Origin of the sequence: Streptomyces sp. FH025 (assembly GCF_017427025.1) — a bacterium.
GTDB lineage: Bacteria > Actinomycetota > Actinomycetes > Streptomycetales > Streptomycetaceae > Kitasatospora.
Genome location: NZ_JAFLNG010001018.1, coordinates 1 through 1991, shown reverse-complemented (window position 1 = coordinate 1991; position 1991 = coordinate 1). Strand labels below are relative to the sequence as shown.

Annotated in this window: 2 protein-coding genes; both read right to left on the bottom strand. The window is 75.0% G+C overall.

The annotated features are described in order from the left end of the window. On the bottom strand, positions 1-1409 hold a 1409-nt coding region (locus J0670_RS36795), incomplete at its 3' end, for an acyl-CoA synthetase (protein ID WP_207817127.1). Between the two features lie 189 nt (positions 1410-1598). Beyond that, the coding region (locus J0670_RS36790; RefSeq protein ID WP_207817126.1) for an electron transfer flavoprotein subunit alpha/FixB family protein at positions 1599-1991 on the bottom strand (393 nt) is incomplete at its 5' end.

Sequence of the window (1991 nt, the reverse complement as noted above, 5' to 3'; positions counted from 1 at the left end):
GCCTCCGCGAGCAGCTGCTTCTTCAGCACCTTTCCCAGCGCGTTCCTGGGCAGTTCGGGCACCAGCACGACCCTGCGCGGCCGCTTGTGCACCGAGAGCCGTTCGGCCACGAAGGCCGTCAGCTGGTCCCCCGTCACGGCGCCGTCCGGAATGACGTACGCGACGATCGCCTGCCCGAGGTCCTCGTCCGGCGCGCCGACCACCGCCGCGTCGGCCACCGCAGGGTGGTCGCGCAGCGCGGCCTCCACCTCGCCCGCGCCGATCCGGTAGCCGCCGCTCTTGATCAGGTCCACCGAGGCGCGACCGACGATCCGGTGGAAGCCGTCCGCCCCGATCACCGCGACGTCCCCGGTGCGGAACCAGCCGTCCGCCGTCCAGGCCTCGGCGTCCGCGTCCGGCCGGTTGAGGTAGCCGCTGAACAACGTCGGACCGGAAACCTGCAGCTCACCGACGGTCTCCCCGTCGTACGGCACCGGCTCGCCGTCCTCGCCGACCAACCGGGTGCGCACGCCCTCCAACGGCAGTCCGACGCTGCCCGGGCGCCGCTCGCCGTCCGCCCTGGTGCTGACCGTGATCAGCGACTCGGTCATCCCGTACCGCTCGATCGGCGCGTGTCCGGTGAGCGCCGCCAGCTTCTCGAACACCGGTACGGGAAGCGGCGCGCTGCCGGAGACCAGCAGCCGCGCCGGGGCCAGCCGCCCGGCCGCCTCCGGGTCCGCAGCCAGCCGGGACCAGACGGTGGGCACGCCGAAGTACAGACTGCCGCCCGCCGCCGCGTACCCGGCCGGGGTGGGCCGCCCGGTGTGCACCAGCCGACTGCCGGTGCGCAGGGCACCGAGCACGCCGAGCAGCAGCCCGTGCACGTGGAACAGCGGCAGGCCGTGCACGAGGGTGTCCTCCGCGGTCCACTGCCAGGCGGAGGCGAGGGCGTCCAGATCGGCGGCGACCGCCTCGCGCCGGATCACCGCGCCCTTGGGCGCGCCGGTGGTGCCCGAGGTGTAGAGCACGAAGCCGGTCGCGTCGGTCGGCGGCTCGGCGTGGGTGGTGGCGGAGCGCTCGGCGGGGTCGACCGGCAGGCCCTCCACCGGGGTTCCCTCCGGCAGCGCCTCCCCGGCGGCGTGCGCGAGCAGCGCCGCGCCCGAGTCTCGCAGGATGTGCTCGCGCTCCTTGGGCCCCGAGTCGGGCGGCAGCGGCACGACCGGGACGCCCGCCAGCAGTCCGCCGACCACGGCGGTGACCGTCTCCACGGTGGGCCGGGCGAGCACGGCGAGCGCTGGCGCCCCGGCCACCCGGTCGGCCACGGCGGTCGCCGCGCCCAGCAGCTCCTCCCTGGAGAGCGCCCGGCCGTCGATCCGCAGCGCGTCCGCCGCGTCTCCGTAGCCGCCCTGAAGTGCCGTCAGCAGTGCCATGCTTCCGCCCTCGCCCTTGTCTCGCCTGATCGCACCGAACGCTGTCGGGCCGACTCTACGGGCCGCCGCTCCCGTACCCGGAGTGCGGGGACGGGGCTCACGGCCCGGCACACGGACCAGGACATACGGCGGAGGGCGTGGCACTCGGTACCTGGGTACCGGGCGCCACGCCCTCCGTTGCCGTACGGGTCAGGCCTTGCGGGCCTTCACCTCGGCGGTGAGCTGCGGCAGCACCTGGAAGAGGTCGCCGACCACGCCGTAGTCGACCAGCTCGAAGATCGGGGCCTCCGGGTCCTTGTTGACGGCCACGATGGTCTTCGAGGTCTGCATGCCGGCCCGGTGCTGGATCGCACCGGAGATGCCCGCCGCGATGTAGAGCTGCGGGGAGACCTGCTTGCCGGTCTGGCCGACCTGGCTGCTGTGCGGGTACCAGCCGGCGTCGACGGCGGCGCGCGAGGCGCCGACCGCCGCGCCGAGCGCGTCCGCGAGCTCCTCGACCACGCCGAAGCCCTCGGCGGCGCCGACGCCACGGCCGCCGGAGACCACGATGGCGGCCTCGGTCAGCTCGGGACGGCCGGAGGA